The following is a 12,589-nucleotide window of genomic DNA, read 5'->3' as shown; positions in this document are numbered from 1 at the left end:
GCGGTGGCTTATCGCGCAGTTCCCCGCGCCCCTTACGGGGCACCCGTGGTGCCCCGCGACGAAGATCCGCCGGACAGGCGCCAGGGCGTCACAGCGTCGTCTCGGGCCAGACGCTGCTGCCGCCGCCGCGCCACTCGACGAGCGCGGAGTTGTCGAGGTCGACGGTGTCCAGCCCGTAGCGGCGCATGAAGTCCTGCAGGTCCCGCAGGGAGTGGGCCTTGCCCACCGAATCGCCGTGGATCTTCACCATGCGGGTGCCCTCCACGAGCGGGTGGACGACGACCGGGGGCTCTTGCTTGTCCATGGCGGCACACTAGTGCGGCCCGCCCCGCGGATCACGCAGCCCGCTCGTGGCGGGGCCCGGAGTGCGCCGGTGTGGCGCAGCGCCGGCCTCAGCTCGGCTTGCGCGGGCGGTGTTCGTCGAGGGGCTCGGCCTCCTCCGAGGTCAGCGCCTCGGGCTCGCGCCACTCCTCGGTCCGCGTGGGACGGCCGTCGCGGGTCTGCGCCGTGCGCATCTCCTTCTTCAGCTCGTCGTCCTTCTTCGGCCCGTGCTTGTCGCTCTGGCGCTCCATGGCAGTGCCGCTCCTTGTTCGCGTCCGGGTATCCGGTGGTTCGGCGGGGTCGATCAGGGTTCAGGTCTTGTCGGACTGCTGCTCGGGCGGCACGCCGCCACCGGGGCCGCCGCCCTTGGCGCCCTTGTCGCTCCCGTGCGCCCGCCGGGAACCGCCGGGGCCCACCGCTCGGTCCTGGCCCGCCTTGGCGTCCGCCGAATTCTGGACGGTGGCGCCCTTCTTGCTCCGGTGCACAGCACTCTGCTGGGGGTTCTTGCCCATCGCGTCCTCCACGCGTACGTACGGGTTGGTGCGCTTGCCGGTGCGCTTGTTGCCGATGCGCCTTGCCGGTCACCGCCGGCGGAAACCCGCCCCCTGTCACCAGCGTAGGCGCGGCCCGTGCCGGTGGCGCGGCGGGCGGGCGCGTCACCCGTGGGCGCCGTGCCCGCCGGCCTGCTCCAGCCGGCGGACGTCGGCCTCGACGGTCGGCGGCAGTCGCCGGCGGTGCACGACGACCGCCGGCAGCCGCGCCAGCGCCTCGTACAGCGCGCGCCGCACGGCACGGTCGTGCCGGGCCTGTGCGGCGGCCTGGACGGTGTGCCCGAGGACGTGCGGCAGCGGGCGGCGCAACCAGCAGGTCAGCAGCTCGTTGCGGCGCCAGCGCACGGTGCGTCCGGCGCGGTGCAACGGCTCGGGGTGGTGGTGGGCGACGACGTCGGGACGGTGGACCACGCCCCAGCCCCGGGCCGCCAGGTCGTAGGCCAGCAGGCTTTCCTCGCCCCCGAAGAACAGGACCGGGTGGAAGCCTCCCGCCTGCAGGTACGCCTCGCGGCGGACGACGGCGGCACAGCACAGGAAGCCCAGCACGCTGGGGCCGGGCAGGTCGGGGGCGCGGCCCAGCGGGGACGCCGCCAGGGCCGCGTTCATCGGGTCCGGCCGCTCGTCCTCGCCGACCAGGGCGGCTCCCGCGAGCAGGCCCAGCCGCGGATGGTCGCGCATCAGGGCCGCGGCCCGGGCCAGGGAGCCGGGCGCCCACCACGAGTCGTCGTCGCAGAACGCGACGTACGGCGCCCGGGCGTGGCGCACACCGTGCGTCCGCGCGAGCGCGCCGCGGTTGCGCGGCAGGCGCAGCACCCGGATGTGCGGGAAGCGCTCCCGGACCATGGTCGGGGTGCCGTCGGTGGACGCGTTGTCGACCACGAGGATCTCGGGTCGCTCCGGAAGACCGGTCAGCCGCTCCAGGGTGCGGGCCAGGGACGCCCTGCGGTCACGCGTGGCGACGACGACGCCGATGCAGGGCGTCACGCGGGCACCGCTTCGAGCCGGGCCAGGGCATCCAGGACCTCGTCGGGGGTGATCCGCAGCAGCCGTGCGTCGGGACGCGACGCGTGCGGGTCGCCCGCAGGGCCGGGGTGCCACAGGGCGCGGTGCCGCGGCAGCGGCGGGGGTCCCCACAGGGCGGGCGCCACGGGGCCGAAGAGAGTGACGCTGGGGGTGCCGTGGGCGACGGCGAGATGGGCAATGCCGGTGTCGCCGCTGACGACGGCCCGGGCACCGGCCACCAAGGCGGACAGGACGGGGAAGTCGAGCCCGCCGCCCAGGGCTTCGGCGCCGGGCACGGCCACCCGGGCGACCAGGTCGTCCTCGCCGGGCCCCCCGGTGACCACCACGCGCCGCCCCCGGGCCAGCAGGCTGCGGGCCACCGCCGCGTACCGCTCGGCTGGCCAGCAGCGGGCGGCGGAACCCGCGCCGGGGTGCAGCACGACCGCGCCGGGCGCCGGCGAGGGCCCCGAGGGCGGGTCGAGGGCCAGGTCGGCCGGGTCGGCGGGGATGCCGTAGAAGCGCAGCAGCCGGCACCAGCGCTCGCGCTCGTGCTCGTCCGGCGCCCAGCGGGGGCCGTCGATGCCGGGCGCCCCGGCGCGGGCGAAGCCCAGCAGACGATCCGGGGCGAGGGCGGCCAGCACGCGGTGGCTGGGCGGCCCGTTGCCGTGCAGGTCGACCGCGACGGCGGGGGGCGGTGCGTCCCAGGGGATGCTGCGCGGTACGGCCCGCCCGGGCGCCGCCGCCGGCAGGAGGGTGTCCACGGCACCGCATGCGGCGGCCGCCGCGGCGAGGCCGGGCGGGGCGGCGAGCACGATCTCGTGGCCGGGATGCGCGCGGCGCAGGGCCCGCAGCGCGGGCACGCCGGCGAGCAGGTCGCCCAACCCGAGCGCGCGCAGCACCAGCAGCCGGGGCCGCCGCTCCGGCCCGGCGCGCAGGGTCACCGCCGTGGGGTGACAGGACGTCACGAGGGTCCCCGCCGTGCCGGGTTCCCGCCCTCGTCCCCCCGGCCCCGCCGCCCGGGCGCCGCAGGCCGCCCCGGCCCAGGCCGCCGCCCCGCGGGCGCCGCCTCCTCCGACCGCCCGCCGGGCCGGTCCTTGACGGCCAGGGGGCCGGCCGGCCGCCCCGGCCCCGCCGCATCACCGCCAGGGCGTGTCCGGCGGATCTTCGTCGCGGGACACCACGGCGCCCCGTAGGGGCGCGGGGAACTGCGCGACAAGCCACGACGCGCCCGCAGTCGGCCCCGGGGTGGCGTGTCGGCTGCGGGCCGTCGCGGGCCGATCGCGCAGTTCCCCGCGCCCCTGACGGGGCGCCGTGGTTCCGCGTGACGAAGACCCGCCGCTCCCGCACGGCACGGGCAGCCGCGGGCCGGGAGGGGGCCGGCTCCCGCAGCTCGCGGGCCCCGCACCGCACGACATCGGGGACCCGCTTCAGACGGGCCGCAACGGGGCCGGCGCACCGCCCTCCGCAGGGGCTGCGGGCCGCAACGGGGCGACGGCGGGGTGGGCCGCATGGGGTGCTCCCTTCCGCGGGGGCGGCGGGGCCGCGGGGGCCCGGTTCAGGAGCAGGCTGGCACACAACCGGGCCGGGCACATCTCGGGGCGTCAGGGGGCGCGGCGCAGGGGTCCCCAGGGGCCGCGTTGGCGGCGGACCTCGTCTTCCGCCTCGTCGATCACGCGGGGGTCGATCCAGGCCATGGGGCGCACGTCGCGAACGAGGGGTTCGTTGTCGGGTCCGCGGCCGGCCTCGCGGCCGGTCAGGACCCAGGGGCGTACCCCGGGTGCCTTGTCGTGCCGCAGGTGGCTGTAGTCGTGCAGGCGTCTGGCCACCCACAGGCGGACGGGGCGGCCGGTCCACCAGGGTTCGATGCCGAGGGGGTTGGCCGACAGCCCGGGCAGGCTGGTGCCGGTGAGGTCGTCGGTGCTGGAGGCGCCCGCGTCGTGGGCGAGGTCCGGCTCGGGCCCGCGGGACCACCGCACGTACAGGGGCTCGTCGACGCGTTCGACGAGGGCGGCCACCGCGTCGAGGCTGGTGAGCACGGGGAGGCCGGACTGCGCCGCCGCGGGGCGGCGCCGGGTCACTTGCCGTCGCCCATGACCTTCCGCACGGCGTCGCGGGTGCGGTCGGCGATGGCGGTGAAGGGTCCGAGGAGGATGTTCTTCGTCGCGCTCTCGACGCCCGGGTGGGGGTGGGTGGGGGCCATGGCCTCCGCGGCCCGTACGGCCCTGGCCATGGTGGCGAGCCGGCGGGGGTCGTTGGCCTCGCGCAGCCGGTCGAACTCCAGTCGTTCCTCGGCGTCGGCGTGGGCCTCGACGTCGTCGCGCAGTGCGTTGAGGGTGGGGATGAAGTCGGGGCCCTCGGGGTCCATGTCCTCGAGTTCGGAGAGGACCTGTTTGGCTTCGCGTTCCTCGCGCAGCCGGTCGTCGACGACTTTGTCGCCGCTGGGGAAGGCGCGCCGGGCCGCCGGGTGGACGATCTCCTCCTCGGCCGTCTCGTGGATGGCCAGCAGCCGCACCAGGCGGTTGAGGGCGTCCTTGCGCGAGGTGCCGCCGCTGGCCTCGACCTCGCGGAAGAGTTCGCGGATCTGCTGGTGCTGCTGTTTGAGCAGCGTCACCACGTCGTCCTGGGCGCCTGCGGCGCCTTCGTGGGCCCTTTGTGCCATGACCACTCCCTGTCGGATCGGACGGCGGATACGCCGATACCGGGTACCCGGTGTGGTCCGCTCGCAGCAGCCGCGGGGGCGGCTTTTCATTCGCCTGGCCGAGTGGGATACGGCGTCCGGCGGCGGAGGTGGTACGGCCGGGCGCCGTCAGGCGGCGAGGGGGCCCGCGATGGCGTCGAGGTGCTGCAGGAGTGCGGGGCGGTGCAGGTCGGCCAGGGGGGCGACGAGGTCGGGATGGCGCAGCAGGGCGGCCGCGCGCCGGTCGCCGTCGTCGGGGGCGGTCAGGCGGCGGAAGTCGACGGGCAGCCCGCCCGCGTGGTCGGTGCCGGCGGCCGCAGCGGCCGCGGTGCGTGCCAGGGCGGGGTCGGTGAGCAGGCAGGCCGCCCAGCTGGCGACGACCTCGTCGACCCAGGTCCGCCACGCGTGGTCACCGTGGGTGTCCAGCTCGGCGCAGTCCGCGCCGCTGATCCAGTCGAGGCGGGCGGAGCCGCCGGGCCCGGCGACGAGGGCCAGGGCGGCGTCGAGCTCGGTGGGGTAGCGCAGCCAGGCGGCGGCGGTGACGGCCTGGCGGGCCTGTGTGTGCGCGAGGGCGGCGCTCAGGGCGCCGCCGGTGGGCGCGTAGGCGCGGGTGAGCCACTGGGTGGTGGCGGCGATGAGCGGGGTGAGGTCTGCGGACACGAGGAACGAGAAACCATTCGGCTCGGGTGCGGGAGAACCCGTAACGGTACCGGCCGGCTCGCCGGGCTCCCATGACGCGCGTCACGCCCGCCATTAGTGGAGCAGCTGCTCTATTATTGGAGCGATGCGCACGGTCGATCCCGAACAGCACGCCCGCAAGCGGGCGGCGATCCTTGACGCCGCGGCGGTGGAGTTCGCCACCCACGGGGTGGACGGCACCTCCACCGCCCGGATCTGCCGCCGGGCCGGTATCGGCTCGGGCACCCTCTTCCACTACTTCGCCACCAAGCGCGCGATCTTCCACGCGCTCTTCGGCGACGACTTCGAGAAGAATGCCGTCGCCTGCCGGCAGGCCCTGGATCTCGAGGATCCGGCCGCGGGGCTGGACGCGCTGCTGGACCATCTGCTGGCCGATCTCGGCGACCCGCTGGTGCCGGGCCTGGCCGCGGCGGTGCTGTTCGAGGTGAACCGGGACGAGGAGTTCGCCCGGCTGGTCGCCGGGGACGAGGCCCGTACGCGTGCCGCGCTCACCGAGCTGGTGCAGCGGCTGGCCGCGGCGGGCCGGGCCCCGGTCTTCGCCCCCGCGCGGGTGGCCGGGTGGATCCACACGCTCGTCGACTCCGGCTATCTCGGCGCCGGCGAGCCGGGCTTCGATCCCGTGGCGCACGCGGCCGAGCTGCGCCGGATCGTCGCCTGGCTGACGGGCTGCGCACCGTCCTGAGCTGCAGATGCGCACCGCGGCACGACCAACGACCCGACCAACGGCCGACCAACGGCACGACCTTCGACGAGACCACGACGACGAAAGGCGATGTACCGCCATGGCTTCGCACAACCCACCGGCCGACGGCCGCAGTCCGCTCGGCCCCACGCCCGGGGAGCGTGTCTTCGTCTGGAGCGTCTTCCCGCTCCTGGGGGCCGCCGTCGTGTGGCTGCTCAAGGTCTCGGCCGGCTGGGTGGCGTCGCTGCCCTGGGCGCCGCTGCAGGGCCCGTTCAAGCTGGTGGCCTCCGTCCCGGAGCCCCACGCCACGATCGGGGCGGTCGTCCTCGGGCTGGCCGCGGGGGCGGGGCTGGCGCTGCTCACCGAGCGCGAGTACGTCACCGCCGTCATGGACGGCAAGCAGGTGTCCTTCACCCGGGACGGGCACACGCGCACCGTGCCGCGCGACGCCGTGGCCGCGGTGTTCCGGGACGGCAAGCGGATCGTGCTGCTGGGGCACGGCACGCAGGAAGTGGCCCGGATATCCGGTGAGTTCTCGGTCAAGGCGTTCGAGGAGGCGTTCACGCAGCACGGCTGGCCCTGGCAGGCGGACGGGGATCCGCACCGGGACGCCTTCCGGCGCTGGATCGAGGGCGACCCGGCCCTCTCCCCCACCGCCCATGCCCTGTTGCGGTCCCGCGCGCATGCGCTCGGCAAGAGCCGTCACGACGATGCGGAGCAACTGCGCGCGGATCTCGGCGCGATGGGGATCGTCGTCCGGGAGGAGGGCCGGCGCCAGGAGTGGCGCCGCAGCGGCGGCGAGGCCCAGGGCGCGTGACGGCCGGGGCGGTAGTTACTGCGACCGGGTGAAGGTCGGCGGAGCCGGTTGCGGCGACCGGTGCCGCGCCGCGAGCGTGTGCTGATCACGTCCGAGCACCGATCGCCGAGCCGAGGGACGCAGCAGATGGGACGCATCGCCGCAGCACTCCGCCACGCCGCACGCCGTCGCACGGCACTGCGCCGTACAGCACTGCGCCGTACCGCAGGAGGGCGCCGTCGGGTGCGGTCGGCGCCGGCCGCCGCGGGCGCGGCCCTCCTGCTGTTCCTCACGGCCGCGCCGGCCGGGGCCGACGCGTCGGCGTGCGACGGCGGGACCTGTGTCGTCGTCGAGGGGAACGGGCTGTACGTCGCCAGGATCTCCGCTTCCCCGGCCCCCGACGGCGACTTCTTCGGGCACTTCCACCTCTACGGGGCCGGGCTGAACACCACCAGCGCCCTGCGGCACTGGCGGCACGGCCAGCGCTACACCCAGGCGCTGGGCCGGCGGCTGCCGGCCCCCGACCGGATCTGCGTCGAGGGCGTGGAGCACCTGGAGGAGAAGACCCTGCCGCACGGCCGTGCCTGTGTCACGATCCGCTGACCGCCGGCGGGGGCGGCGGTGGCCCCCTCCCGCAGGCCGCCCGGCTGCCCTACTGTGCTCCGCGACGACCGGCGGCAGCCGGCGGAGGGAGAGCGACGCATGGACGAGGACGAGGACCGGCGGTTACGGGCGATCGCGCCGGAGATCTCCTACGTCACCATCGGCCTGATGCGCAGGACCGTGGGGCTCGAGCCCGCGGAGCGGGTGCCCCAGGAGGCGCTGGCGGTGGCCGACGACGTCCTGGCCCGGCACGGCACCGACGGGCTGCGGGTGCTGGTGATGAGCCTGGCCGGGTGGACGGCGGTCGGCATCGAGAACATCGCCCACCTGACCAGCAAGACGCACGAGGCACTCATCGACGACATAGAACTGACGTGCCTGGAGGCCAATACCGACGGCTGACCCCGCGCTCACCGGGGCCCGCGTGCGCGGCCCCGGCCGCGGTCACTTCTTCAGCGCGCTGCGCTTCTGCCACTGCTCCCAGGTCTCCTGCCAGACCTCCAGGCCGTTGCCGACGTCCGTCTTCTTGGTGCTGGTGGTGTTCTTCACCTCGACGGTGGAGCCGATCAGCAGGAAGTCGTAGATCTTCTTGGCGTCGCTCGTGGTCATGCCGAAGCAGCCGTGGCTGTTGTTCTCCACGCCGATGGACTTGTTCCACGGGGCGGAGTGCAGGAAGGTGCCGGAGGCGGTCAGGTGGGTGACCCACTGCGAGTCCAGCATCCACTCGTTGCCGTGGCCGATGGTGGCCGAGTCCATCGTCTCCGCGGCGTTCTTGCTGCGCACGGTGTGCACGCCGCCGCGGGTGGGGTCGGTGGGAGAACCCGCGGAGCCCATGATGTGGCCGACCTCCTTGTTGTTCTCGTACATCGTCAGCTTGTGGGCCGGTACGTCGATGACGGCCTTGCGGTCGGCGCCTATGGAGAAGGCGAAGGCGTAGTTGCGGGCGAACCAGCCGCCCTCGCCGGAGTCGATGCCGGCGAGGCTGCCGTTGACGGAGACCTTGGTGCCCGTGGGCCAGTAGTCCTTGGGCCGCCAGTCGATGCGGTCCTGGCCGGACCAGTCCTTCACCCAGCCCCAGGCGCCCTCCACCTTCGGCTGGGTGGTGACCGTCAGGGACTTCTCGATCTCGGCGCGCTTGCTCTCGTCGACGGGGTGGTCGAAGAGGATGGAGACCGGCATGCCCGTGCCGACGGTCTCGCCGTTGCCGGGCGTGTTGGTGAGCTTGTTGACCTTCGGCGCCTGCTGGGTGGTGAAGGTCGCGGTGGACTGCGACTCCTTGCCCTTGCCGTCCTTGCCGCCCTTGGCCTTGGTGTGCACGGTGTAGGTGGTCTTCGGGGCGACCTTGCCGTCGGAGGTCCACGCGGAGCCGTCCCCGGCCAGCTTGCCCGTGACCTGATTGCCCTTGTCGTCCTTGACCTCGACGCCGGTGAGCCGGCCGCCGTCGGCCTTGACGGATATCGGCGAGCCGAGCTTGACGTCCTGGCCGCCGCCGGGCGTGACGGTCACCTTGGCCTCGGGCCCGGCATCCGAACCGCCGGAGCCCCCGGAGCAGGCGGTGAGGGCGACGGAGCCCAGAATTGCGGATGCCACCAGGGCGGTGCGACGGCCCGATGCGACGTGCACGTGAGTCGACCTTTCTCGCTGTCTGTCAGTGTCGTGAGCTTCGCGGCGGACACGCCCACGGCCGAACCGCCGCACGATGTCCGAACAGTCCGGCGGCGCCCCCACCACACCTCTACAGATGATCTGCGCGCTTGGACGGTTGCACGCAGAAAGAAACATTTGTCTGCGGGGGTGGGCGGGGGCGCCGGCGGACCGTCCGTCAGGGCGCCGGCGTCGGGCCCTGCATGTGCCGGCTGATCCACTGGATGGGGCCCTCGCCCATGCTGGGAACGTAGGTGGCGGCGTTGTGCTCGCCGTCCGGTATCTCCCGCAGCATGGTGTGGACGGGGCCCTTGTTCCCGTACGAGGCGATGAACTTCTTGGCCGCGGCCATCGCCTTCTTCTCCTTGGTGCCGACCTGGAAGGCGAGGTAGACGTCCGGGCCCTTGCGGGCGATGAGCTGCGGGGCGAGCTTCTCCGGGTTGTTCTCCTGCTTCTCCTTCTCGTGCCCGCTCCACAGCAGGGAGTCGGGGACGATGTCGGGGCCGGAGGCGATGACGGCCTTGAACTTGTCCGGGTGCTTCAGCACGGACTTCAGGCCCGCGAAGCCGCCGGTGGACGATCCCATGAACGCCCAGCCGTCGCGCGAGGTCAGCGTCCGGAAGTTGGCCTTGACGAGGTCGGGGACGTCCTCGGTGAGCCAGGTGCCCATCTTCGGCTGGCCGGGGATGTCACTGCCGTCCCAGTACCGGCCCAGCTTGGGGTCCTTGGGGTCCTGGTCGTGGTTCTCGGGGTTGAGCACGGGCATGACGACGATGAAGGGCAGGGACTTGCCCTCCTTGGACCACTGGGCGATGGAGGACTGCAGCTTGAGGTTGGTGCCCATCCAGTAGTTCCTGGGGTAGCCGGCGCCGCCCGGCAGCGCGATGAGCACCGGGAAGCCGCTGTTGGCGTACCGGGCGTCCTTGTACTGCTCGGGCGCCCAGACCCACACGTCGCCGGTGAAGCCGGACTTCTTGCCGTGCAGCGTGGTACGGGCGATCTTGGTGCCGTCCCCCAGCGTGTTCTCCACCCGGAAGTCGGCCTGCGGGCCGGTGGGCATCTGCGTCCCCGCGGCGCCCTTGCCCCCGCCCTTGCCGAAGTCGACGGGATCGCCCTTGTCGGAGAAGACGTCGAAGAAATTCAGCACCGGCCAGGCCACCAGACCGAGGACGACCACACAGGCCACCAGCCAGAGCCGGCGCCTGCGGCGCGAGAGGGGCATCACGACACTCCAGGGGTCTTGCTGCGCCCCGTCCGGGGCGCCATGAACGTGTTTCCGGAAGTGGTGATGTCACCCGTGACGACAGGGGTTCCTCTCGTCACACAATGGTCAAAAAGCACATCCGGCCGTCCCGCCGCGGGTGCGGCGGGACGGCCCGGGCGGCCGACGGTGTCAGTGCGTGGCGATGGCCGGGTCGCTCACCCCGTTCTCGCCGTTCTCCACGTGTCCGGCGAAGCGGCGCAGGTACGTGGGATCCCCCTCGCAGGTGACGGTCACGTCGTACCAGCGCTTGCCGTGGTGCAGGTCGAGGTGGTGCACGGCGCGCCCGCCCGCGCGCACGGCGAGGGTCCGGCGGTCGCCGCCGTAGGCGTCGGCGACGGTCAGCCGGCAGGTGCCGCTGCCCGGATTGGTCACGGTCAGCTGCAGGCCGCCGGTGCGGGCGTCGTGGCGGGCGGTGATCTCCGGTGCGGCCGTCGTCCCGGAGCCGCGGAAGGTGCGCAGGAAGCCGTTGGGGCCGTAGGCGGTCAGGTCGTAGACGCCGTGGGAGTAGGCGGTGTTCCAGGTGTCGGAGATCTTCTTGCCCGCCTCCGCGGTGTACGTCCACGGGCCGTCGGTGCGGTTGCCGGAGGCGACGGTGAAGCAGGCGCCGGCCGCCTCTCCCCCGCTGAAGGTGAGCGTGAAACGCCCGGTGGAGGGCGTCGCCGCGCCGTCGACCAGCGGGGCGTACGGCAGCGGGCGGGTGGGGCGGGTGCCGCGCTCCTGCACCGGCAGAGCCGGCGTGGCCGGCGGCTTGGGCACGTAGCTGTCGTGCCGCTGGTGGTCCTTGGGCACGTACGCGGCGGTGTCCGGCAGCGGGGCGGGCCGGGGCTGCTTGAGGCGGAAGTCGAAGGCGGAGGTCAGGTCGCCGCACACGGCCCGGCGCCAGGGCGAGATGTTGGGCTCGCGCACGCCGAAGCGCTGCTCCATGAAGCGGATGATCGAGGTGTGGTCGAAGGTCTCGGAGCAGACGAAGCCGCCGGTGCTCCAGGGCGAGAGGACGAGCATGGGCACGCGCTGGCCGAGGCCGTAGGGGCCGGCCGCGTAGTGGGCGTTGCCGCGGAAGACGTCGAGGGAGACGTCCACGGTGGAGCGGCCCTGGGCGGCGGAGGCGGGCGGGAAGGGCGGGGCGACGTGGTCGAAGTAGCCGTCGTTCTCGTCGTAGGTGAGGAACAGGGCGGTCCTGCTCCACACCTCGGGATCGGCCGTCAGGGCGTCGAGGACCTGGGAGACGTACCAGGCGCCGTAGTTGGCCGGCCAGTTGGGGTGCTCGGAGAAGGCCTCGGGCGCGACGATCCAGGAGACCTGCGGGAGCCGGCCGGCCTCGACGTCGGCCTTGAGGACGTCGAAGTAGCCGTCGCCCTTGCCGGCGTCGGTGCCCCGGCGGGCCTTGTCGTACAGCGCCTCGCCCGGCTTGGCGTTGCGGTACTGGTCGAAGTACAGCAGCGAGTTGTCGCCGTAGTTGCCGCGGTAGGCGTCCTGGATCCAGCCCCAGGAGCCGGCGGCGTCCAGGCCGTTGCCGACGTCCTGGTAGATCTTCCAGGAGATGCCGGCCTGCTCCAGGCGCTCGGGGTAGGTGGTCCAGGCGTAGCCGGCCTCCTCGTTGCCGAGGACGGGGCCCTTGCCCTTGCCGTCGTTGCCGGTGTGGCCCGTCCACATGTAGTAGCGGTTGGGGTCGGTGGCGCCGATGAAGGAGCAGTGGTAGGCGTCGCAGATGGTGAAGGCGTCGGCGAGGGCGTAGTGGAAGGGGATGTCCTCGCGGGTGAGGTGGGCCATGGTGCCGGCGGACTTCGCGGGGATCCACTGGTCGTACTTCCCCTGGTTCCACGCCTTGTGGCCGCCGGCCCAGTCGTGGTTGAGGCCCTCGATGAACTGCATGCCGAGGTCCTCGGCGTCCGGCCGGTAGGGCAGCACGTCCTTGCCGCCGGAGCTCTGGTGCCAGACGTCCTTGCCGCCGGAGAGCACCATGGGCCGGGGGTCGCCGAAGCCGCGCACTCCGGCGAGCGAGCCGAAGTAGTGGTCGAAGGAGCGGTTCTCCTGCATGAGGACGACGATGTGCTCGACGTCCTCGATGCCGCCCGCCCGCCGTCTTGCGGGGATGGCCGCGGCGCGGTCGATGCTGCCCGAGAGCGCCGAGAAGGCGGCGGTGGCCCCGGCTATCTGCAGGAAGCGCCGCCGGTTGAGTTCTGCCATGTCCGGATGACCTCTTGGGGTGAGGGGAAGGAAGCCAGCGAAGTGTTCCAAGGGGATCCGGAGCCGGGGAAGGTCTGGTATCGGCCGTGTGACGCGGCACGGTACGCGGGACGAACAGCCAGGTCAGCGGCGCGCGGCGAGGGCGGGGACCGCGCCCTGGTCC

Annotated in this window: 15 protein-coding genes; 4 read left to right on the top strand and 11 right to left on the bottom strand. The window is 73.6% G+C overall.

Annotated features, from left to right (window positions below):
• Positions 1-88 precede the first annotated feature (88 nt).
• The 8 genes from AC27L3_RS12330 to AC27L3_RS12295 all read right to left on the bottom strand — a co-directional run bounded on the left by AC27L3_RS12330 (position 89) and on the right by AC27L3_RS12295 (position 5,211).
• Positions 89-304 carry a hypothetical protein gene (locus tag AC27L3_RS12330; protein WP_365967704.1) on the bottom strand — a complete coding sequence of 72 codons (216 nt, stop codon included), beginning with the start codon at positions 302-304 and terminating at the stop codon, positions 89-91.
• 88 nt (positions 305-392) lie between these two features.
• Positions 393-572 carry a hypothetical protein gene (locus AC27L3_RS12325; protein ID WP_487234056.1) on the bottom strand — a complete coding sequence of 60 codons (180 nt, stop codon included), beginning with the start codon at positions 570-572 and terminating at the stop codon, positions 393-395.
• A gap of 60 nt (positions 573-632) precedes the next feature.
• A complete protein-coding gene (locus AC27L3_RS12320) occupies positions 633-833 on the bottom strand; it encodes a hypothetical protein (RefSeq protein ID WP_487234055.1) in 201 nt (66 codons plus the stop codon).
• A gap of 144 nt (positions 834-977) precedes the next feature.
• Complete coding sequence (locus tag AC27L3_RS12315; protein ID WP_487234054.1) at positions 978-1,856, bottom strand: glycosyltransferase family 2 protein; 879 nt, start codon at positions 1,854-1,856, stop codon at positions 978-980.
• Complete coding sequence (locus AC27L3_RS12310; protein ID WP_487234053.1) at positions 1,853-2,839, bottom strand: glycosyltransferase family 9 protein; 987 nt, start codon at positions 2,837-2,839, stop codon at positions 1,853-1,855. The genes AC27L3_RS12315 and AC27L3_RS12310 overlap by 4 nt, the downstream gene beginning before the upstream one ends.
• Positions 2,840-3,475: 636 nt before the next feature.
• On the bottom strand, positions 3,476-3,952 hold the full coding sequence (locus tag AC27L3_RS12305) for a DUF6098 family protein (protein ID WP_487234052.1): 477 nt from the start codon (positions 3,950-3,952) through the stop codon (positions 3,476-3,478).
• On the bottom strand, positions 3,949-4,533 hold the full coding sequence (locus AC27L3_RS12300) for a hemerythrin domain-containing protein (RefSeq protein ID WP_487234051.1): 585 nt from the start codon (positions 4,531-4,533) through the stop codon (positions 3,949-3,951). Before AC27L3_RS12300 ends, AC27L3_RS12305 begins: the two co-directional genes overlap by 4 nt.
• A 147-nt stretch (positions 4,534-4,680) precedes the next feature.
• Positions 4,681-5,211 (bottom strand): hypothetical protein, encoded by a 531-nt coding sequence (locus tag AC27L3_RS12295; protein ID WP_487234050.1) that lies wholly within the window; start codon positions 5,209-5,211, stop codon positions 4,681-4,683.
• 124 nt (positions 5,212-5,335) lie between these two features.
• Between AC27L3_RS12295 and AC27L3_RS12290 the strand changes: the two genes are divergently transcribed.
• The 4 genes from AC27L3_RS12290 (at position 5,336) to AC27L3_RS12275 (ending at position 7,733) form a co-directional block, all read left to right on the top strand.
• The gene (locus tag AC27L3_RS12290) at positions 5,336-5,932 is read left to right on the top strand and encodes a TetR/AcrR family transcriptional regulator (RefSeq protein WP_487234049.1); all 597 of its coding nucleotides are present in this window, start codon (positions 5,336-5,338) and stop codon (positions 5,930-5,932) included.
• A 100-nt stretch (positions 5,933-6,032) separates the two neighbouring features.
• A complete protein-coding gene (locus AC27L3_RS12285) occupies positions 6,033-6,749 on the top strand; it encodes a YqeB family protein (RefSeq protein ID WP_487234048.1) in 717 nt (238 codons plus the stop codon).
• Between the two features lie 222 nt (positions 6,750-6,971).
• The gene (locus tag AC27L3_RS12280; protein WP_487234047.1) at positions 6,972-7,331 is read left to right on the top strand and encodes a hypothetical protein; all 360 of its coding nucleotides are present in this window, start codon (positions 6,972-6,974) and stop codon (positions 7,329-7,331) included.
• A gap of 99 nt (positions 7,332-7,430) precedes the next feature.
• Positions 7,431-7,733, top strand: coding sequence for a hypothetical protein (locus AC27L3_RS12275; RefSeq protein WP_487234046.1), 303 nt, complete (start codon positions 7,431-7,433; stop codon positions 7,731-7,733).
• A gap of 42 nt (positions 7,734-7,775) precedes the next feature.
• On the opposite strand, the gene AC27L3_RS12270 is transcribed toward AC27L3_RS12275, so the two are convergent.
• The 3 genes from AC27L3_RS12270 to AC27L3_RS12260 form a co-directional block, all read right to left on the bottom strand.
• Positions 7,776-8,954: a L,D-transpeptidase family protein gene (locus tag AC27L3_RS12270; RefSeq protein ID WP_487234045.1), complete on the bottom strand. Its 1,179-nt coding sequence runs from the start codon at positions 8,952-8,954 to the stop codon at positions 7,776-7,778.
• Positions 8,955-9,153: 199 nt separating this feature from the next.
• Entirely contained in the window at positions 9,154-10,197 is a 1,044-nt protein-coding gene (locus AC27L3_RS12265; protein WP_487234044.1) for an alpha/beta hydrolase, read from the bottom strand.
• A 171-nt stretch (positions 10,198-10,368) separates the two neighbouring features.
• Positions 10,369-12,426: a phosphocholine-specific phospholipase C gene (locus AC27L3_RS12260; RefSeq protein ID WP_487234043.1), complete on the bottom strand. Its 2,058-nt coding sequence runs from the start codon at positions 12,424-12,426 to the stop codon at positions 10,369-10,371.
• Positions 12,427-12,589: the final 163 nt, after the last annotated feature.

The sequence above is a fragment of the Streptomyces sp. PKA51 genome, assembly GCF_057552455.1.
The sequence above is the reverse complement of the archived record's forward strand: the minus strand, read 5'-3'. Positions and strand labels throughout refer to the sequence as shown.